The 17,663-nt window shown below is 71.0% G+C and carries 20 protein-coding genes; 9 read left to right on the top strand and 11 right to left on the bottom strand.

Annotation, left to right across the window (positions count from 1 at the left end; all coding sequences use genetic code 11):
• Positions 1–107: 107 nt before the first annotated feature.
• A complete protein-coding gene (locus ACFVWW_RS01930; RefSeq protein ID WP_386876805.1) occupies positions 108–293 on the top strand; it encodes a hypothetical protein in 186 nt (61 codons plus the stop codon).
• Between the two features lie 77 nt (positions 294–370).
• Here ACFVWW_RS01930 and ACFVWW_RS01925 read toward each other — a convergent pair whose 3' ends face one another.
• On the bottom strand, positions 371–844 hold the full coding sequence (locus tag ACFVWW_RS01925) for a hypothetical protein (RefSeq protein WP_386875313.1): 474 nt from the start codon (positions 842–844) through the stop codon (positions 371–373).
• Positions 845–1,106: 262 nt separating this feature from the next.
• On the opposite strand from ACFVWW_RS01925, the gene ACFVWW_RS01920 reads away from it, so the two are divergent.
• Positions 1,107–1,514: a transposase family protein gene (locus tag ACFVWW_RS01920; RefSeq protein ID WP_386875312.1), complete on the top strand. Its 408-nt coding sequence runs from the start codon at positions 1,107–1,109 to the stop codon at positions 1,512–1,514.
• Here ACFVWW_RS01920 and ACFVWW_RS01915 read toward each other — a convergent pair.
• Positions 1,474–2,106 (bottom strand): chloramphenicol phosphotransferase CPT family protein, encoded by a 633-nt coding sequence (locus tag ACFVWW_RS01915; RefSeq protein ID WP_386875310.1) that lies wholly within the window; start codon positions 2,104–2,106, stop codon positions 1,474–1,476. The genes ACFVWW_RS01920 and ACFVWW_RS01915 overlap by 41 nt on opposite strands.
• Positions 2,107–2,172: 66 nt before the next feature.
• Complete coding sequence (locus ACFVWW_RS01910) at positions 2,173–2,427, bottom strand: hypothetical protein (protein ID WP_386875308.1); 255 nt, start codon at positions 2,425–2,427, stop codon at positions 2,173–2,175.
• A gap of 406 nt (positions 2,428–2,833) precedes the next feature.
• Here ACFVWW_RS01910 and ACFVWW_RS01905 point away from each other — a divergent pair, with 406 nt between their 5' ends.
• Positions 2,834–3,442, top strand: a complete 609-nt coding sequence (locus ACFVWW_RS01905) for a TIGR04222 domain-containing membrane protein (RefSeq protein ID WP_384327795.1) — start codon at positions 2,834–2,836, stop codon at positions 3,440–3,442.
• A 185-nt stretch (positions 3,443–3,627) separates the two neighbouring features.
• Here the strand turns inward: ACFVWW_RS01905 and ACFVWW_RS01900 are convergent, their stop codons facing one another.
• Entirely contained in the window at positions 3,628–4,935 is a 1,308-nt protein-coding gene (locus ACFVWW_RS01900) for an SWF or SNF family helicase (RefSeq protein WP_384327792.1), read from the bottom strand.
• The gene (locus ACFVWW_RS01895) at positions 4,932–7,904 is read right to left on the bottom strand and encodes a DEAD/DEAH box helicase (RefSeq protein WP_386875306.1); all 2,973 of its coding nucleotides are present in this window, start codon (positions 7,902–7,904) and stop codon (positions 4,932–4,934) included. The genes ACFVWW_RS01900 and ACFVWW_RS01895 overlap by 4 nt, the downstream gene beginning before the upstream one ends.
• 279 nt (positions 7,905–8,183) lie before the next feature.
• On the opposite strand from ACFVWW_RS01895, the gene ACFVWW_RS01890 reads away from it, so the two are divergent.
• Both ACFVWW_RS01890 and ACFVWW_RS01885 read left to right on the top strand, forming a co-directional pair.
• Complete coding sequence (locus ACFVWW_RS01890; protein WP_384181916.1) at positions 8,184–9,263, top strand: fatty acid desaturase family protein; 1,080 nt, start codon at positions 8,184–8,186, stop codon at positions 9,261–9,263.
• 69 nt (positions 9,264–9,332) lie between these two features.
• A complete protein-coding gene (locus ACFVWW_RS01885) occupies positions 9,333–9,515 on the top strand; it encodes a hypothetical protein (RefSeq protein WP_384181913.1) in 183 nt (60 codons plus the stop codon).
• A gap of 84 nt (positions 9,516–9,599) precedes the next feature.
• Here ACFVWW_RS01885 and ACFVWW_RS01880 read toward each other — a convergent pair whose 3' ends face one another.
• The 4 genes from ACFVWW_RS01880 to ACFVWW_RS01865 form a co-directional block, all read right to left on the bottom strand.
• A complete protein-coding gene (locus ACFVWW_RS01880; protein WP_386875304.1) occupies positions 9,600–10,979 on the bottom strand; it encodes a tannase/feruloyl esterase family alpha/beta hydrolase in 1,380 nt (459 codons plus the stop codon).
• Between the two features lie 166 nt (positions 10,980–11,145).
• A complete protein-coding gene (locus ACFVWW_RS01875) occupies positions 11,146–12,030 on the bottom strand; it encodes a hypothetical protein (protein WP_386875302.1) in 885 nt (294 codons plus the stop codon).
• A gap of 106 nt (positions 12,031–12,136) precedes the next feature.
• The gene (locus tag ACFVWW_RS01870) at positions 12,137–12,427 is read right to left on the bottom strand and encodes a hypothetical protein (protein ID WP_384181904.1); all 291 of its coding nucleotides are present in this window, start codon (positions 12,425–12,427) and stop codon (positions 12,137–12,139) included.
• Positions 12,428–12,609: 182 nt separating this feature from the next.
• Positions 12,610–13,209, bottom strand: coding sequence for a class I SAM-dependent methyltransferase (locus ACFVWW_RS01865; protein ID WP_386875300.1), 600 nt, complete (start codon positions 13,207–13,209; stop codon positions 12,610–12,612).
• A gap of 166 nt (positions 13,210–13,375) precedes the next feature.
• On the opposite strand from ACFVWW_RS01865, the gene ACFVWW_RS01860 reads away from it, so the two are divergent.
• Positions 13,376–13,777, top strand: a complete 402-nt coding sequence (locus ACFVWW_RS01860) for a YciI family protein (protein WP_384181899.1) — start codon at positions 13,376–13,378, stop codon at positions 13,775–13,777.
• A gap of 42 nt (positions 13,778–13,819) precedes the next feature.
• Positions 13,820–15,055 (top strand): RNA polymerase sigma factor, encoded by a 1,236-nt coding sequence (locus ACFVWW_RS01855; RefSeq protein ID WP_384181896.1) that lies wholly within the window; start codon positions 13,820–13,822, stop codon positions 15,053–15,055.
• A 31-nt stretch (positions 15,056–15,086) separates the two neighbouring features.
• On the opposite strand, the gene ACFVWW_RS01850 is transcribed toward ACFVWW_RS01855, so the two are convergent.
• The gene (locus ACFVWW_RS01850; protein WP_386875298.1) at positions 15,087–15,710 is read right to left on the bottom strand and encodes a CGNR zinc finger domain-containing protein; all 624 of its coding nucleotides are present in this window, start codon (positions 15,708–15,710) and stop codon (positions 15,087–15,089) included.
• 145 nt (positions 15,711–15,855) lie between these two features.
• Between ACFVWW_RS01850 and ACFVWW_RS01845 the strand changes: the two genes are divergently transcribed.
• Positions 15,856–16,557 (top strand): SDR family oxidoreductase, encoded by a 702-nt coding sequence (locus ACFVWW_RS01845; protein WP_386875296.1) that lies wholly within the window; start codon positions 15,856–15,858, stop codon positions 16,555–16,557.
• Between the two features lie 45 nt (positions 16,558–16,602).
• Here the strand turns inward: ACFVWW_RS01845 and ACFVWW_RS01840 are convergent, their stop codons facing one another.
• Entirely contained in the window at positions 16,603–17,031 is a 429-nt protein-coding gene (locus tag ACFVWW_RS01840) for a PPOX class F420-dependent oxidoreductase (RefSeq protein WP_386875294.1), read from the bottom strand.
• Positions 17,032–17,171: 140 nt separating this feature from the next.
• Between ACFVWW_RS01840 and ACFVWW_RS01835 the strand changes: the two genes are divergently transcribed.
• The gene (locus ACFVWW_RS01835; protein ID WP_384181885.1) at positions 17,172–17,585 is read left to right on the top strand and encodes a roadblock/LC7 domain-containing protein; all 414 of its coding nucleotides are present in this window, start codon (positions 17,172–17,174) and stop codon (positions 17,583–17,585) included.
• Positions 17,586–17,663: the final 78 nt, after the last annotated feature.

Raw genomic sequence — 17,663 nt, 5'->3', positions numbered from 1 at the left:
GCTCGGGGCCGAGCACGATCAGCGGGACCACCCACGGTCCATGGGGATCCGTGGCCGCCAGGGTGGGGAATTACGTGACGCTCAGACCCCGAAAGCTGGGGAAATACGTGACCGTCGACAGCCGGTTCGCCCAACACCTCGAACGCGACCTTGACGCCGTCGCCGCTGGCCTGACCCTGCCCTGGAACTCCGGTGCCGTGGAAGGCCACGTCGACCGCGTCAAGATGCTCAAGCGCGAGATGTTCGGCCGCGCAGGCTTCGAACTCCTCCGCAAACGTGTCCTGTTGGCGTGACCGAGCGTCACCGCACCGCACGAAGCGGACCAGAGCCCGAAGATCAATTACAGAGCCACGAAGCATGAATCGGCGCGTCACTGCTCATCGAGGGATACCTGCCGGGCAAGGAACTCCTCGAACGCCGCCTTCTGCTTCGGATCCATGAAGCCTTGGCGGACATTGCGGGCCTTCTCCTCAAGCCAGTGCGCCTCGTCGGGGTCCAGTAGCTCGGCGACCACCACGCCTTTGCGAGCAACCGCCGTGCGCCCTCCTACGCGACGACGAAGGAGCGTGAACGCGCCGAATTCCGCTGGGTGGGCCAGTTCCGGCTCCTCCGCCACAGCCCGGTTCTCGTCCCCAGCGCCACTCGTCGGGTAGGCGGTGGGGGCCCAATGCTCCCAGAGCGCCAGTGTGGCCGCAGGCACTAGCACCGCACGTTCCGCCTCTTCACGCCCCTCCCACATGAACGTCACAGTGACGGGCTCACCAACCGCCTCGGCCAACCCGAGCACCCTCTCCATCTCATCGTTGATCAGGTAACCAGCCACTACATCGATCTGAATGCCCATGGTGCCCGAGGCTACTGGCCGCCTCCGACATGCCAGTCCAAAGCTCCTGCGCCTCCTCGACCACGGCGCACTAGGTGGACCGTCCGAACCGGTGATTTCACCGACTGAGCACCTGTTCGAGGCAATACTGCGACAGAGAGCGACCGCTCCACACAATTTGGGCCAGAGCGCTTTCGGTTCTGGCCCAACTTCCGTGACGCGCGCACACTGAGTGATGGTTGGCGGTCGAGCTGGTCTTCGGGAAGCTGCCCGAAAATGATCAGTGGCGATCTTGGACGGCCGACAGTTCGGGGCTGTAGAAGAGAGAGTGCTCCGGCTGGAGGAGTTGCTGTTCCCGTCGATCGCGGACGTGTCGGTGCTGTCGGTGGACGTGAACAACGAGGCGATACGTATCGAGGCATGCAGTACGGCGACCGGCTCGGCCTGCCCGGCTTGCGGGACTTGGTCGAGTCGGGTTCATAGTTCCTACCTACGGTTTCCTGCTGATGTGCCCAGCGCGGGGCAGCGGGTAGTGCTCTGTCTGCGGGTCCGGCGGTTTGCCTGCCCGGTCGCTTCGTGCGGTCGGCGGACGTTCGTGCGGCAGGTGCCGGGTCTGACCCGGCGGTACGGACGGTGGACCGAGCGGCGCATCAGTCAGCGGCCGGTAGATCGGGGCGCAGCTTCACTGTGAGCTGCTCGAACGCGGTTGGCACCGGTCGTCGCGGCAGGAAGTTACTGATCTGCCGGGCACAGTCCACGGCACTGGCCGTGGTCGTATCGCACTCGATGTCGTACAGGCCGTGCGCGTGTACTTGATGGAATTGGCGGACTGCAAGGCCCATCGGGCGGTCGCCGCGCTCTCGCTCGCGCCGCTCCAGTTCCTCCAGCGAGCAGCGCACCCCTACCAGGACCACATCCCTGGCCGTGAGGAGCCCGAGACAGTCCAGCAGTCGCCACTCCTCACTCAGTACGTGATCCACCACCACGTTATTGCCGGCCGCGGCCATACCGGCGACAGCACGGTGGAAGCCCATCCAGGTGCGTCGAAGAAGGTGGGGCAACTCGTCAGAGGAGACCTCACGGCGAGATCGCATCGCGTGGAAGGCATCCACCGGCATATGGAAGTACGGCCCGTCCAAGACCTGCAGCAATTCCTTCGCGATACTGGATTTCCCAGAACTGGACGTCCCATTCAGGAAGATGATCCGCCCGCTTCGGGCCCGAGCAGAACTGGCGCTGGACTCAGCCGACTCAGGCACGCTGGCATCATCGAATCCGGGCATCGGGGCTCCTTCGCTGCTGCCAATGACGTCTGATCATCATGTCCCTTGAGCGAGGCCCACGGCAGATCACCGCCTCGGCGCCAGTCTTCTCTCTGCGCACGCTGCGTTACCGACCAAGGAAGTTGGGCCAGAACCCGTTCTTCGTGAACATCCGGCCTTGGGACTGGTGAAGGTGAGCATGTCGTCATCGATGACCTTCGGCCGTCCGCCGTGGTTGCCCTTGGCCGCCGCGGTGACCTGGCCTACGAGGGTCTTCTCCCGGATGTAGTTGCGCTCGATCTGCCTGGCGACGGCGAGCACGGCGAAGAAGATGGCGCCCATGCCGTTGGGGTCGTAGATGCCGGTGAGCGGGCCGGTGAGGAGTTCGAGCTGGAGGCCCTGGCCTGGGGCTCGGCGGCGTTGCGCGCGAGCCGCTTGAGCTCGTGGACGGTGAAGATGATCGGCGTCTCGGGGGCCTCCTTGAACTGGTGGGCCAGGGCGAGCGCCTTCTCCAGCTCGGGCCTGACCTTGATGCGGGTGCTGATTTGCTCCGGTTACGTGTCCGAGGCGCTACGCCGACGTGATCGTCGCCGGAACGCGGGCGGGGACCGTCGGAGCCGGTCCGGGACGGACCCTCAAATCCTGCTCTGAGAACGGCTCCGGCGGGGTTGGCCCGGGGCGGATCCGACGACACTGATGGCAGGGGAAGCGGCAGGGCGGGGAAGACAGCAGGACGGGGGGATCACCGATGGGGACCATATTCCGGCGGCGGGCCACGGCGGCCACGCCGACACTGGACCGGTACGACATCGCCCATCTCGCGGGCGGGGCAAGGCGCGTGGCGGAGACCGCGCTCGTAGGACTGCGCGGGCGGGGCGTCATCACGGTCCTCGGCCCGCGGGTGCGCGCAGCGCAGAGCACGGGCGGGCCGGTGGGGGAAGGGGCGGACCACCCCGTCGAACAGGCCCTCGTCGCGCTCTGCCCCTGGAGCAGGAGCGTGGCCTCGGTACTCACCGACGTGGCACGCGGCGCCGAGACGGCCGAGATCGAACGCCGGCTCGTCGCATACGGTCTGCGCACCCGCTACCGGCATCGCCTCACCCACGCGGGCCGGCAGAGCCTGGAGACAGCCGCTCGGGAGGGAACCCTTCCCGCGTACGTCTTCGAGGGCCCCGCGGCCGTCCCGGACCGGCGGCTGAGCCGCGTGATCAGTGAAGCCGAACTTCTCTCCGGGCTGGGCAAGTCCCTGATCCGGCTGGGCAAGGCGCTCGACTCCGACCACGACTCAGGCCACGACTCCGACACGCACAGCGGCTCCGGCCACTCCTGCGGTGGTGGCGGTGGCGGCAGCGACTGAACCCCCGTACGGATCCCGCGGTACGGGACGGGTTCGTATCCGCCAGCAGCTCGTCACCCACCATGCCCTCCGGGCGGTTCCCGAGCAGCGTCAGGATCTCGCTGTGCCGGCGACTGAGTCTGACCTTGGGCCGGGCAAGCGTCCCGTCGGCCGTGCGGCGGCGCGTCGTCGCCGGTCCCGATCCCTCACCCCTCGTCCAGCACATCCGCCAGGGCCGCCGCCGGATCGTGGTCGGCCGGGCCCGCCGGGGCCCAGCGGCCGCGCTCCTTGCGGTACGGCCACCAGCGGCCGTCCCGTCCGTACCGCAGCTGCGCCGGCGTGTCGGCCACGGTCCAGCGGCCGGCGCCGGCGGGCCGCAGTTGTGGCCGGTCCCCGGCCTGCCAGGCCGCGTCGAGAGCCGCCCTCGCCCGGACGAGGGCCTCCGGCTCCGGCGTCCACTCCTCCTCCAGTACGGCGAGGGCCGCAGGGCCTCCGTACCGCCAGGCGCGCACCGCGAGGTCCAGTTCGGCGGGCCGGCGTCCGGTGCCGGAGGCGAGCCGCGCCGTGAGCCGGCTGTCGGTGGTCGAGGCGGCGAGCCGTACGCCGTCCTGGTGGGGCGTCAATTCGACCTCCAGCGGCTGCTGTTCATGGCCCGGCGCCAGCGCTTCCGACAGCAGCCGCAGGGCCCGCGCCGCCGCGTCGGCGGCCAGCAGTTCCAGGGCGTCCGCGTCGACCCCGGGGGGCGGCGCGGCCTCCGTGTCGAGGGCCGGAGGCTGCCCCGGCTCCGGCGGGGGTGACGCGGGAGCGGGCAGCGGCGGCAGGATGTCGCGCGCCGCGAACGCCTCGGCGGCCGGCACGCCCGCCGCCGTCCCGCCGGTCCCGGCCTCCGCGCCCGGCGGCTCCTGGCGCCTACGGGCGGCGCGGGCCACGCTGCGTACCTGCAACTCGCCGAGAAGCCGCCGCTCGCTCCTGCCGCGCATCAGCAGCAGGATGAACGGATCCTGGTCGAGCAGCCTGGCCACCTGGTAGCAGAGCGCCGCCGAATGCGGGCAGTGGTCCCAGGCCTCGCAGCCGCACTCCGGTTCCAGATCGCCGATGCCGGGGAGCAGTTCGACCCCGGCGCCCGCCGCGTCCTCCACCAGATGCGGCGGCATCTCCCGGTCGAGCAGCGCCGCGATATGACCCGCCCGGTCGACCGCCATGCCGAGGAAGCGGTCCCACTCCTCCTCGCTCAGCTGCTGGAGCAGGACATCGCTGCGGTGCGCGGTGCCGTCCCGGTCCTGTACGACCGCGGTGATCCGTCCCGGCCGTACGGACACGGCGCCGACGGCGCCCTCGCGGGCCTGCCTGCGTCCCCTCCTCAGCTGCTCGCCGTCGAGCGCGGTGTCCTCCAGCGCCTGCAGCCAGGCGCGGCCCCACCAGGTCCTGGCGAAACCCCGGCCCCCGGCGGGCGCCAGCGCGGCGAAGGTGCGTTCGGTGTCGTCCGTACCGCCGTTGGTATCCGTACCGCTCATCGCGCGCTCCCTCGCAGCTCCACCAGATCCGCCAGTTCGGCGTCGGTCAGTTCGGTCAGTCCCGCCTCGCCGGAGCCGAGCACCGCGTCGGCCAGCTCCTGTTTGCGGGCGAGCATGTCGGCGATCCGGTCCTCGATCGTGCCCTCGGTGATCATCCGGTGCACCTGTACGGGCCGGTTCTGTCCGATGCGGTACGCGCGGTCCGTCGCCTGCGCCTCGACGGCCGGGTTCCACCAGCGGTCGAAGTGCACGACGTGTTCGGCGCGGGTGAGGTTGAGCCCGGTGCCCGCCGCCTTCAACGACAGCAGAAAGACCGGGACTTCACCGTGCTGGAAGCGGTCCACCATGGACTCGCGCTCGGCGATCGGCGTGCCGCCGTGCAGGAACTGGGTCGGCACACCGCGCGCCGCCAGATGCTGTTCGAGCAGCCGCGCCATCTGTACGTACTGGGTGAAGACCAGCACACTCGCGCCCTCCGCCAGGATGGTGTCGAGCAGCTCGTCCAGCAGCTCCAGCTTCCCGGACCGGTCCGCGATGCGCGGCCGCTCCTCCTTCAGATACTGCGCCGGGTGATTGCAGATCTGCTTGAGCCCGGTCAGCAGCTTGACGACCAGCCCCCGGCGCTCCATCCCGGCCGCCTCCGAGATCGCCGCGAGGGTCTCCCGTACCACCGCTTCGTACAGCCCGGCCTGTTCCCTGGTGAGGGAGACGGCCCGGTCGGTCTCGGTCTTGGGCGGCAGTTCGGGTGCGATCCCGGGGTCGGACTTGCGGCGGCGGAGCAGGAACGGGCGGACCAGCGCGGCGAGGCGCTCGGCCGCCGCCGGGTCGTCGCCGCTCTCGACGGACCGTGCGTAGTGGGTACGGAAGGCGCCGAGGCGGCCGAGCAGTCCGGGAGTTGTCCAGTCGAGGATCGCCCACAGCTCGGAGAGGTTGTTCTCCACGGGGGTGCCGGAGAGCGCGACCCTCGCCTTCGCGCCGATGGTGCGCAGCTGCCTGGCCGTGGTGGAGTACGGATTCTTGATGTGCTGCGCCTCGTCGGCGACGACCATGCCCCAGGCCGCGCCGGCGAGCTTCGGCGCGTCCAGCCGCATGGTGCCGTAGGTGGTGAGGACGAACTCGCCTTCCCGCAGGTCCTCCAGGGCGCGCGAGGCGCCGTGGAAGCGGCGTACCGGCGTACCGGGCGCGAACCGCTCGATCTCGCGCTGCCAGTTGCCCATCAGGGAGGTCGGGCAGACGACCAGGGTCGGTCCCGCGGCCGCCGCGTCGGTCTGCCGGTGCAGATGGAGCGCGATGAGGGTGATGGTCTTGCCGAGGCCCATGTCGTCGGCGAGACAGCCGCCGAGGCCGAGCGAGGTCATGCGGTGCAGCCAGTTGAGACCGCGGAGCTGGTAGTCGCGCAGCGTCGCGGTGAGCGCGGCGGGCTGCCCGATCTCCGGCTCCGCGGGCCCGGTGCCCGCCGTGCCCTCGGGGTCGGCGAGGCGGTCGCGCAGCTGGGCGAGCCAGCCCGTCGCCCGCACCTCGACCCGGCGTCCCTCGATCTCCGTGGAGCCGGTCAGTACGGCTCCGAGCGCGTCGACCGGGGTGAGCTTGCGGTCCTGGCTCTCGCGGGCGCGCCGGGCCTCCGCCGGATCGATGAGTACCCACTGGTCGCGCAGCCGTACCACCGGTCGGCCGGCCTCGGCGAGTTGGTCCAGCTCGGCGCGGGTGAGCCGCTGATCGCCCAGCGCGAACCGCCAGTTGAAGGCGAGGAGCGCGTCGGCCGACAGGAAGGAGGGCAGATCCGTCGCCCTCCGGCGGGAGCCGTCGCCGCCCTCGCCGTCGCCCTCGTCACCGGGTTCTGACTCCGTGTCCGACTCTGTGTCCGAGGGTCCGATGACCGCGCGTGCCGTGAGCGTGCGCGCCAGTTCCTTGGGCCAGTGCACCCGCACGCCGGTCGCGGCGAGCGCGCTCGACGCCTCGCCCAGCAGCTCGGTGACGTCCTCGTCCGCGAGGTCGATGACATCCGGCACGGCGGCCGAGAGCAGCGGGGTGAGCGGCGGCCACGCCCGGGCGGCGCGGCGCAGGGCGAGCAGCGCGTCCATCCGGGCGCGCGGGCCGAACGGCGCTCCGGCGGACCGCGCTCCCGACCACACATCGGCGGCATCGGCGACGACCGTGGGATCGCTGACACTGTGCATCTGGAGTACGGCGCGGAAGACGGGTCCGGGCGCGGCCGTGCCGCTGCGGCTGCCCTCACTGTCCGGCGGACCGGCGGCCGGTGGATCGCCGTCCGGGAGGCCGGGCAGCTCGATGCGCAAGGAGAGCCGTACGCCCGCGTCGTGCCCGGCGGCCACATCGGCAGCCCAGCCCCGCAGTTCGGGAAACTGCCCCGGTGACACGGCGGCGAAGGCGGGACCGGCGGCGGCGATCGGCGCGGCGGGCGTACGCGGCAGCGCGTCGGCCACCGCGTCGAGGAAGTCCCGCAACAGCCGCTCGGGCTCGGGCAGGAGGAGCACTCCCGGCCGCGCTGTGCGGAGCGGGACGGCGTGCGCGGTGGGCGGCATGGAGGCGGCGAGCGTACGGACCCGCTCCAGATCCTCGGCGGTCAGCGGTCCGGCCCGCCAGGCGTCGTGATCCGTACCGGTGAGACCCGGCAACAGCAGCCCCCGGGCGGCGAGTTGCAGAGCGAGCAGCGTGGCCGCGCCCCAGAAGGCGGCCGACGGTGAGGCGTCCGCCGAGGCACGTGCCCTGGTCAGGACCGCGAGCGCGTCCGGCACAGGCATCAACAGCGCCCTGACCGTGAGAGGGTGGGCCTCGGTGTCGACGACGGCCAGCTCCTCCACGGAGCCCGGAGCGGACGGTGGCTCCGCGCCATCGGGGTGCCAGTAGGCGATCCGGCCGGTGCGGGCCGGATCCGCGGGGAGAAAGACCGTGGAACAGCGGGCGAGTTCGGAGATCCGGGAGAGCGTTGCCGCGGGAAGCCTGTGCACAGCGAAGACGCATTCCTCAAGTTTGACTACTGCTGGGTCGGAGCCGCCGAGGGTACCCCACCGCGAAGCCACGCGGGCGCGGCGCCACCGTGACCTGGCTCACCCCGGGACGGCCGGGTGTAGCCAGCACCACCGTCGCCCCCCGGGAAGCCCCCAGCGTTTCCGGGTGGTGGCCTCATGGTCGCCCGCGGTCACATCCCCGTACGTTTCAACAGGTCAAGCGCGGTTCAGCGCGACCCTTCCCCAGCCAGCACCTCGGCCTACAGACCGGAGACCGACATGCCCCAGGCCGCCACCGCCCCCGTCGCGGAGCCCATACCCGACCCAGCTGCCTGCCGCGGCGCGGGCAGCGACTTCGCGCCTCTCCTGCGGACGGTCAGGGAACAGGGTCTCCTGGAGCGCCGGGTCGCCTGGTACGCCCGGGGCATCACCGTCAATCTGGTCTTCCTGGCCGCCATCGTCGCCGGGACGGTGCTTGTCGGACCCTCCTGGTGGGCGCTGCTCCTCGCGCCGCCGCTGGCCGTCGTGTCGGCGCGGATGGCGTTCGTCGCCCATGACGCGGGACATGCCCAGATCGCCGCCGACCGGGGCAGGGGCCGCCTGGTCCAGCTCCTCCACGCCAATCTGCTGCTCGGGATGAGCCAGGACTGGTGGAACGACAAGCACAACCGGCACCACGCCAATCCCAACCACATCGACAAGGACCCGGACGTCGCCGCGGACATCCTCGTCTTCACCCAGCACCAGACCGCGGGCCGCTCCGGACTGCGCCACTGGCTCACCTGCCACCAGGCCTGGATGTTCTTCCCGCTGACCACCCTGGAGGGCATCGCCCTCAAGGTGTACGGCTTCCGGGCCGTCTTCTCCCGGCAGGACAACCGGATGACCGTCCGCCGGCGCGCGCTGGAGGGCTCGCTGCTCGTGGCCCATGTCGGCGGCTATCTGACCCTGCTGCTGACCACCCTGACCCTGGGCCAGGCCGTCGTCTTCGCCCTGATCCACCAGATGCTCCTCGGTCTGCACCTGGGCATGGCCTTCGCGCCCAACCACAAGGGCATGGAGATGCCCGACCCGGAGAGCAGCGAGAACTGGGGCCATCTGCGCCGGCAGGTCCTCACCTCACGGAACATCCGCGGCGGAGCGCTCACGGACTGGTTCCTGGGCGGACTGAACTACCAGATCGAGCACCATCTCTTCCCCAGCATGCCGCGCCCCCACCTGCGGCTCGCCCAGCCGCTGGTGCGCGCGCACTGCCGCTCCCTGGGGGTTTCGTACACCGAGACCGGGCTGATCGACTCGTACCGGCAGGCCCTCGGTCATCTGCACCACGTCGGCGAACCGCTGCGCGCGAGCGCATAGTGGAACTGGCAGGCGTCCATGTGCGTTCACTCAGCAGGGAGCGGCCAGGGCCGCGGAGGAGGCGTCGAGATGTCGACAAGAGCAAAGATCGCCATCGGGGGAGTGGCCGTGGGCCTTCTTCTGATTCCGCTGATCGGATTCTGGTTCTCGCTGCTGCTGGTGCTCGGAGTGCCCGCGGTCGCGTATCTGATGCTGGACCCGTCGCAGCGGCGCAGGCTGCGCCGGATCAGCCGTAAGGAGATCGGTCGCTGATCCGGGGGCTCCGCTGATCTCCGCGGAGCCCGCCGGACCGAGGCAGGTCCCCACGACCGCGTGGCCGGGGGACCGGAGCGCGCCTCAGCTCAGCGCACAGGAATTGACCACGTCACCGCTCGCGGGCCTGCGGATCGTACGGTCCGCGGGCGGGGCCGTGCCGTCCTCCACCCAGGCCGTGAGAGCTGTGAACGCCGAGCGGTAGCACGGCAGGATCGGACGCAGCCGGTCCGGATAGGTGTCGTAGAGGCCGTCGGTGTGGGTGCCGTTCTCGACCGTGTAGTAGCGGTGCAGCCGGCCGCGGCCCTGGCCGTCGATCATCCGCGCATACGCATCGGAGTCGGTGGCGATCGGCAGCAGCGAGTCCAGGTCACCGTGGAGCGTGATCATGGGTTTGCCGATCCGCCCGGTCAGCGCGACCTTCGCCACGGCGCGGTGGACGGACGCGGGGCGGGAGGCGTAGTCGTACGTGGCGTCGGAGGGGCAGGCCGCGAAGATCTCCTCGGTCGTCGAACCGGCCGACGCTCCAGGGCACTCGGTGTCGTACGACGGGTCGAACTCGGCACGGAACATCTTCTGGGTCAGTCCCCAGTACGCCGCCTGGTGATAGGCCCAGAGAAACTGGGAGCCGTCCGCGAAACCGGCCGCGAGGAGATCCTCGTCGTCCGCCGTACCGAGACTCCGGGCCACGGTGACCGGCAGACTCGTCAGCAGATTGGGCCCGCGGGTGGTCCACAGCGTGCCTTCCCAGTCCACGCCTCCGTCGTAGAGCTCCGGGCGGTTCTCCAGCTGCCAGCGGGTCAGATATCCGCCGTTGGAGATGCCGGTCATGTACGTATGGCGCGGCCCGTGCCCGTACCGCTGCTGCGCGGCCTTCTTCGCGGCGCGCGTCAGCTCGGTGACCCGGCTGTTCCATTCGGCGACGGCGTCACCCGGCCGTCTGCCGTCCGCGAAGAAGTCGGCGCCCGTGTTGCCCTTGTCCGTGCTGGCGTAGGCATATCCCTGCGCCAGCACGGCGTCGGAGATCAGGACGTCCGTGGAGTACTGCTTACGGGTGCCCGGCGCACCCGTGACGACCAGACCGCCGTTCCACCGGTCGGGCAGTCTGATCACGAACTGGGCATCGTGCTGCCAGCCGTGCGTGGCGTTGGAGCGCGAGTCGTCGGGGAAGTAGCCGTCGATCTGGATCCCGGGCACGCCGGAGGGCTTCTTCGTGCCCGCCCCCGACAGTCCGGCCTGGTCGGCGGAGTCGGTGTACGGCGTGCCGGCGAGCGCCGTCGTCGTGAGATCGCCCAGACAGACGTTCTGCTGGTGGCCGGCTCCCGGCACATCCAGCCGGTGCTGCCGGGCGCAGTGCCCGTCCGCCCGGTCCGGTGGCGCCGCGCCCATGGCCCCGGCGGGGCCAATGGAGGACAGGCCCATCAGAAGGGCGGCAAGAATCGGGATGCCTCGGGACAGGCGCATACGGGCCTCCGGTGAGCGGCGATAAGGGGTGGGTGCGCCGCCATATCGTGCTGGGGCCGTTCCCGTACGGCCATGGGGTCGGCCCACACCTCGCAAGGCCCGGTCATGTGTGCCTTACCGGTCGGCTGCCGGGTCGGTCGGTTGCCCGGTCGGTCGGCTGCCGGGCTCAGGCGGGGCGTACGGCCATGGCGTCCAGCGCCTTGAGCAGTCCGGGCAGCTCATTGCCGCGACCGACGGGCAGTACCTCGCCCGGCTCGTCGTCCAGAAGGACGAACGCGAGGTCGTCGGTCCTGGCGACCACGGACCAGCCGGGGCCGTCGGCGCGCAGCATGCGCGCCCCGTCCTCGGCGAAGCTGGACCGGACCCGGCCGAGCGGCGGAGCCGTATCCACATAGGCGCGCAGCTCCTCCAGGACCCGCCGCACACCGGGGTGAGAGGGCGCCGGTGGTTCCGTGGCGTCGGCGGACTGCGCGCTCTCGCTGCGCGCGCTCCCCGCCGGTGCCGGTCCCGGCGGCTCCACGGTCACACCGCCGTCGAGCCGCTCCCGCCAGGCCGCCCACTGCTGGGCGATCCCGTCCGCGCCGAGACGGCGCTGGGCCGGACCCCACGTTTCGGTGTCGGGCGGTGCGAGCGGCGCCGGGCCGGCGTCCTCTGCCCCTTCCCCGGCCTCCTCCTCGGAGCCGGGCTCGGGCTCGGGGTCGTGCGGCGCGGGCAGGCCGGGCGCTGCGACCGCGAGAGCGAGGGGCCAGCCCGGCAGCGCGGAGACGATGGTGTGGTCCCCCGGGGACAGGTCGTACTCCATACCGCAGTCCCAGGACGCGATGGCGACCGCGACCAGTGACACGTCGTCCACGATCACCGTCCAGCGGGCACCGCCGCTGTCCTGGCCCATGACCAGGCCGTATCCCTCCGGATGGGGCTCAAGGCCGAGCGCCGCGCACGCCTCCGGATAGTCGTCGCCGAGCACGGCAGGGAACTGCGCCGGTGTCAGCAGCGCGGCGGTCAGTACGTAGAGCGCGTCCTCGTCCACGGAGTCGTCCGTCCCGGCCACGGCACCTCCCTATCCGACTGGTTGTCGGCGCACCCTAACCAGTGGGTAACCCGGACGTCGAGAGTCCGGTACGGGCCGGTCTCCCGGGCGACGTGGTGCCCGGGCGTCAGGCGGCCGGCAGACCGAGCAGGCTGCGGGCCACGGTCTGTGGTGACTCGTCCCGTTCGCGGGCCAGCGCGATGACCGCCCGGCACGCGAGCTCGCTGACGCCGAAGGAGAGCGCCTCCGGCGAGACCCAGGCCGCCGCCTCGTCGCTCTGCTGCTCGTCGTCCTCCGCGCACGCCGACACATACGTGGCGGCGGCCTCGAAGATGTTGTGCTGCCTCGGGCGGGGCCGGCTCGTGGACGGCGTGGTGAAACGGTCCGCCACAAGGATCCTGCGCAGTCTGCTGAACATCGGGTCCACCTTCCCCCTGCTGCCTTGCGTGGTGCGAACCGCGGGGTCGTCCGGGTCCGCTACTCCAACGTACGGTCGCCGGGCCGCAGGCAGAAGAGGCTCTGCCCCACGACCGGCCAGGGCCCGGGCACGACCGGACAGGGCCCGGGCTGTCGCACGGGCGGACGCCCTCCGGTTCCGGTTCAGTCCTGCCGGGTGGCCAGGGCCAGAAAGCGGCTGTCCTCGTCGGTGTACGACTCCAGCCGCCATCCCGAACCGGCCAGCAGTGGACGGAGGTTGGGCTCCGCGCGCAGATCGTCGTCCGTGATCTGCCGGCCCTGCCGGGCGGCCAGCGCGGCCCGGCCGATGGGGTGGAACAGCGCCAGTTGGCCGCCGGGCCGTACGACCCTGGCCAACTCCGCCAGATTCTCCGCTGGTTGCGGCAGATGAGCGATCAGTCCCGCCGCGAACACCGCGTCCAGCGCATGCGTGCGTACCGGAAGCCGGCTCACGTCGGCGAGCAGCAGCCGGCCGCTGCGCTGACGGCCGGCCTGTACGGCTGCCTCCAGCATCGCCGGGGTCAGATCCGCGCCCAGCACCGTGCCCCGCGCGCCCACGGCGTCCCGCAGGGGAGGCAGTGCGCGCCCCGTCCCGCACCCGGCGTCCAGCACCGCGTCACCGGGGCGCAGCCGGAGATCGGCGACCGCGGCGGCATAGGCAGGACCGTCGTCCGGGAAGCGCGCTTCCCAGTCCGCCGCCCTGGCGCCGAAGAATTCCCGCACCTGCCTGTGATCGTGGACCATGCGGACATGATCCCGCAGCGCCGCTCGCGGGCCGCGGGGCTCCCCGGTATTTTTCGACCGGAGAACTTTTTCGGAGTATCTCCGCCGGGGATGTCGAAAACGCGTCGCGTGCTTCTACCTGTCCATGAGAGGCGCCACACGGGCGCGACAGCGTGAGGAGAACGTCATGAAGTACATGCTGCTGATGCAGTTCAGTGCGCAGAACGCCGGCTTTCCGCAGATCACGGAGTGGACTCCGGAGGAGATCGAGGCCCACATCGCCTTCATGCGCGACACGAACCAGAAGCTCTCCGAGGCGGGCGAGCTGGTAGCGGCGGAAGGGCTGGCGGGGCCGGACCAGGCCAGGATCGTCCGGGCCGGCCGCGATGGCGCCGCCCTTGTCACCGAGGGTCCTTACCCTGAGACCAAGGAGTTCCTCGCCGGATACTGGATCGTCGACTGTGACAGCGCCGAGCGGGCGGTCGAGTTGGCCGCGCACGTCTCGACGGCTCCCGGCCCCGGTGGTGCGCCGCTGAACATGGCGATCGAGGTGCGCCAGGTGATGGCGGCACCGACCGAGGAGATGTGAGCCCTGACTGATCCGCGGACGCCCCCGGAGGTCTGTCCTGAGGTGACGGCCGAGGACCTGCTGCGCATGCTGGCGCCGCAGGTCGTCGGCGTGCTCACCCGGCGGTTCGGGGACTTCGCCGCCGCGGAGGACGCCGTACAGGAAGCGCTGCTGGCCGCGGCGACACAGTGGCCCGACGAGGGCGTGCCCCGCAATCCGAGGGGCTGGCTGATCCAGGTCGCGAGCCGCCGGATGACCGAGCAGGTGCGCGGCGAGCAGGCACGCCGCCGCCGCGAGGACCTGGTGGCCGGGCTGGTGCCGGCGGACCGGCGGACGGCGCCGCCCGCGGACACCGACGACATGGCGGACCGGGACGACTCGCTGATCCTGCTTTTCCTCTGCTGCCATCCCGCACTGTCGCCCGCCGCGGCGGTCGCCTTGACCCTGCGCTGCGTCGGCGGCCTGACCACGGCTGAGATCGCGCGTGCCTTCATGGTGCCCGAGGCGACCATGGGGCAGCGCGTCAGCCGGGCCAAGCAGCGCATCAAGACCTCCGGGACTCCGTTCCGGATGCCGGACGGCACGGACCGTGCCCGTCGGCTGGACGCGGTGCTGCGGGTCCTCTATCTGATCTTCAACGAGGGGTACACCACCAGCGAAGGGGCCGATCTGCAGCGGGTCGAGCTGTCCCGGGAAGCGATCCGGCTGACCCGGGCCGTTCACGGACTCCTCCCCGGTGACAGCGAGGTCACCGGGCTGCTGGCGCTGATGCTGCTCACCGACGCCAGGAGCGCGGCGCGCAGCGGTCCGGCCGGTGAGCTGATCCCGCTTGCGGAGCAGGACCGCGGCCGGTGGGACACCGACGCCATCGCCGAGGGCGTCGCGCTCATCACCGCCGCCCTGCCCACGGGGCCCGTCGGCCCGTACCAGGTCCAGGCGGCTGTCGCCGCGGTGCACGACGAGGCGGCGAGCGCCGAGGAGACCGACTGGCCGCAGATCCTGGCGCTGTACGGCGTGCTGGAGCGGCTGTCCCCCAACCCGGTCGTCTCGCTCAACCGGACCGTCGCTGTCGCCATGGTGCACGGTCCTGCCGCGGGGCTCGACATCCTCAAAGCCCTTGACGCCGACGGCGCTCTGGCGGGGCATCACCGGATGTATGTGGTACGGGCCCATCTCCTCGACATGGCAGGCGACCGGCAGGCCGCGATCGAGAACTACCGGGAGGCGGCCCGGCGTACGACCAGCATTCCGGAACGGCACTACCTCATGATCCGCGCCGCCCGGCTCGCCGGGTCCTGACCCGGACCACCGGGGCGCGTCGGGGCCGGGCTCAGACGTCCTTCGGGGCCTCTTCCGCGGCCGCCCGCATCCGTTTGCGCAGGCGCGAGGCGCGGAGGTTGGCCGCGTTGCCGCAGATGCGTACGTCGTGCCAGACGGCGCTGTTGTTGCGCGAGGCGTCGTAAAAGGCCGACCGGCACTCGATGTTGCGGCACATCTTCAGCCGGGACCAGGTGCCGGCCCGCTGGGCGAGCAGCGTCTCGGACCACAGCGCCGACTCCAGCCATGTGCGCCCCTTGCCGACCGGGACCATGCGGACCTGGCCGTGATCGTCAGGGGCGAGCCGCACCATGACGTCACGAGCCGAGGCGGGCGGGGCGGCCGGGGGAGGTGGCGTGTCACTCCCCGTGGCGGTCAGCATCTCCTCGAACGCCGTCCTGAGCTCGCGGAGCGCCCGCGGATCCGTCGCGGACAGCGAACAGCCGGGCGGGTCGAGGCCGTGGATACGGGCCCACTCGCCGGCGGCGCCGGTCAGCCATCGCTCGGCGGCTTCGCGGCCGGCCAGCAGATCGGGGGCGTACTCCTTGATCGCACGCGTGTTGATCAGCTCCTGCACCAGAGCGAGTCCGGCGGGAGCCTCACGTACGCCGTATCGCTCACTGGCCACCCAAGACATAACCGAATCGTACTTGACTGTGTCGCTTGACTCCGGCGCACCGAGCCAGCACGCTGGAGACAGAGGCTATTTGCCGACGCTTCTGTCAATCAGAACGTGGAACTGCCGTCACCCGGCGTGATAGCCGGTGCTTGAGGAGAGCGACATGACTACCGTCAACGGAGCAACCGTCCTGGTCACGGGCGGACAGCGCGGCCTGGGCCGGGCCTTCGTACAGGGCGCGCTGGAGGCCGGGGCCGCCAAGGTCTACGCCACGGCCCGCACGCCCGCCCCGGAGAGCGACCGCAGGATCGTCCCGCTGCCGCTGGAGGTGACCGACGCGAAGTCCGTCGCCGAGCTGGCCCGCCGCACCGGCGATGTCTCCATCGTCGTCAACAACGCGGGTATCGGCAGCGGCGCCCCGCTCGCCGAGGCCGACATGGACGAGGTCAGGGCCGTCTTCGACGCCAATGTGTTCGGTGCGCTGCGTGTGGCGCAGGCTTTCGCCCCGATTCTCGCGGCCAACGGCGGCGGCGCCCTGATCGACATTCACTCGGTGCTGTCCTGGGCGGCCGGCAGCGGCGCCTACGGCGCCACGAAGGCGGCGCTGTGGTCGCTCACCAACTCGCTCCGCCTGGAGCTGGCCCCGCAGGGCACGCAGGTGCTGGGGGTCCACCTCGGATACACCGACACCGACATGGTCCGCGGGCTCGACGTCCCGAAGAACGATCCGCGGGCGGTGGTCCGTGATGTCCTCGCGGCGCTGGAGAACGGCGAGACCGAGGTCCTCGCGGACGACGTCAGCCGTGCCTTCAAGGCAGCCCTCTCCGGACCCGTGGAAGGGCTGAGTGTGGTGTCCGCCGCATGAGGGGCACGGAGTGAGTCCTCGGTCCGCTCGTGGCGGAGCGAGGACTCAGGCCGACACGTCCGCCAGGGCCGAGACCTTGTCGATCCGTACCCGCACGACCAGTTCGCCCGGCACGCCGTTGCGCTCGCCGAACTCCTTCGCCCGCTCCTCGCCCATGTACCGCGCGGCGACCCGGGTCGCCCAGACGCGCAACTGGTCCGGATCCTCGTCGATGTCCGCCCGCCCCTGGATCACCACGAAGGCGAACGGCGGCCGTTCGTCGTCCACGCACAGCGCGACCCGGCCGTCACGCAGCAGATTGCGTCCCTTGACGGTCTCCCTGCCGGTATTGAAGACAAGATCGTCACCGTCCAGAACGAACCAGATGGGCGCGATATGAGGGCTCCCGTCGGCTCGTACGGTGGACAGCTTGCCGGTGCGCGTGCCTTCGGAGACAAAGGCGTGCCACTCGTCCTTGCTCATGTTTTTCGCCATGCCCGCATTCTCCGTCGCCACGGCATCCGGCGCGCTTCGGCGACCCCGGACTCCCGGGATCGCTTGCCCGCGAGCGGTCGGTGCGGAAGGCTACGGGCGTTGCGGGACCACGGGGAACATCTGAACGGGGAGGAACGGCAATGCCGCTGGAAAAGGGACTTGACTGGCTGCTGGACGACCTGACCGAGCGGGTCGAGCACATCAAGCACGCGCTGGTGCTGTCCAACGACGGCCTGGTGACAGGGGCCAGTACGGGGCTGGCACGCGAGGACGCGGAGCACCTCGCGGCGGTCTCCTCGGGGCTGCACAGCCTCGCGCGGGGATCGGGGCGCCACTTCCGGGCGGGCAAGGCCCGGCAGACCATGGTCGAGTTCGACGAGGCGCTCCTGTTCGTCACCGCGGCGGGTGACGGCAGCTGCCTGTGTGTGCTGACCACGGCCGAGGCCGACGTTGGCCAGGTCGCCTACGAGATGACCCTGCTGGTCAACCGGGTCGGTGAGCACCTCGGTGTGGCGGCCAGGCAGCCGGGTCACACCAGTCTGAGCGGCCTCTGAGTGGTCTCTCAGCTGGATGTTCCGCTCGGCCCGATGAGTTATCCACAGGCCGGGCGAAGAGGCCCGCTGTCGCGCTAC

It is taken from the genome of Streptomyces sp. NPDC058198, assembly GCF_042882605.1.
Lineage (GTDB): Bacteria > Actinomycetota > Actinomycetes > Streptomycetales > Streptomycetaceae > Streptomyces.
The sequence above is the reverse complement of the archived record's forward strand: the minus strand, read 5'-3'. Positions and strand labels throughout refer to the sequence as shown.

Coding starts and splice junctions, on each gene's coding strand:
- ACFVWW_RS01925 (WP_386875313.1), bottom strand. CDS start 844: ATGGGCATTCAGATCGATGTAGTGGCTGGTTACCTGATCAACGATGAG.
- ACFVWW_RS01915 (WP_386875310.1), bottom strand. CDS start 2,106: ATGCCCGGATTCGATGATGCCAGCGTGCCTGAGTCGGCTGAGTCCAGC.
- ACFVWW_RS01910 (WP_386875308.1), bottom strand. CDS start 2,427: ATGGGCGCCATCTTCTTCGCCGTGCTCGCCGTCGCCAGGCAGATCGAG.
- ACFVWW_RS01905 (WP_384327795.1), top strand. CDS start 2,834: ATGGGGACCATATTCCGGCGGCGGGCCACGGCGGCCACGCCGACACTG.
- ACFVWW_RS01900 (WP_384327792.1), bottom strand. CDS start 4,935: ATGAGCGGTACGGATACCAACGGCGGTACGGACGACACCGAACGCACC.
- ACFVWW_RS01890 (WP_384181916.1), top strand. CDS start 8,184: ATGCCCCAGGCCGCCACCGCCCCCGTCGCGGAGCCCATACCCGACCCA.
- ACFVWW_RS01885 (WP_384181913.1), top strand. CDS start 9,333: ATGTCGACAAGAGCAAAGATCGCCATCGGGGGAGTGGCCGTGGGCCTT.
- ACFVWW_RS01880 (WP_386875304.1), bottom strand. CDS start 10,979: ATGCGCCTGTCCCGAGGCATCCCGATTCTTGCCGCCCTTCTGATGGGC.
- ACFVWW_RS01870 (WP_384181904.1), bottom strand. CDS start 12,427: ATGTTCAGCAGACTGCGCAGGATCCTTGTGGCGGACCGTTTCACCACG.
- ACFVWW_RS01865 (WP_386875300.1), bottom strand. CDS start 13,209: ATGGTCCACGATCACAGGCAGGTGCGGGAATTCTTCGGCGCCAGGGCG.
- ACFVWW_RS01860 (WP_384181899.1), top strand. CDS start 13,376: ATGAAGTACATGCTGCTGATGCAGTTCAGTGCGCAGAACGCCGGCTTT.
- ACFVWW_RS01850 (WP_386875298.1), bottom strand. CDS start 15,710: ATGTCTTGGGTGGCCAGTGAGCGATACGGCGTACGTGAGGCTCCCGCC.
- ACFVWW_RS01845 (WP_386875296.1), top strand. CDS start 15,856: ATGACTACCGTCAACGGAGCAACCGTCCTGGTCACGGGCGGACAGCGC.
- ACFVWW_RS01840 (WP_386875294.1), bottom strand. CDS start 17,031: ATGGCGAAAAACATGAGCAAGGACGAGTGGCACGCCTTTGTCTCCGAA.
- ACFVWW_RS01835 (WP_384181885.1), top strand. CDS start 17,172: ATGCCGCTGGAAAAGGGACTTGACTGGCTGCTGGACGACCTGACCGAG.